1 pseudogene is annotated in these 367 nt (G+C 44.1%); it reads right to left on the bottom strand.

Features of this window, described 5'->3' with window-relative positions:
- Nucleotides 1-367, bottom strand: a pseudogene (locus LVY74_RS17635) (phage tail protein); the annotation flags it as partial.

Genomic DNA, 367 nt, shown 5'->3' on the forward strand with positions numbered 1-367 from the left:
CTGTGTCATATGTTCCGCGCTTAACTGTGAGTGTTAAAGTAGCAGCATCATAAGCAACGAAAGTCATCAACTCATTGTCAATCTGAATGCGATTACCCGCAGCCAAGTTTGCAAACTCGGCAACGTTGGCAATTACAAATGACGTATCAAGATAACCAATGTCGGCGGATAATGTTGCATACGGGCAAAAGTCCAAAGTGGCTTGCTGGGCATACCCTGTACCTGCATCACTGTATACACTGGCATTGATGTGGTAATTGTTAGGGCGTCGTGCTGCCATAGCGATGTAACTGAGATCGGGATTCGCATTGAGTTTCTGATCTATTTCAAATTGCCCATATTGTTCCACCAACTCGATATAAGGTAA

The sequence above is a fragment of the Acinetobacter sp. ME22 genome (assembly GCF_022012315.1).
Classification (GTDB): Bacteria; Pseudomonadota; Gammaproteobacteria; order Pseudomonadales; family Moraxellaceae; genus Acinetobacter; species Acinetobacter brisouii_A.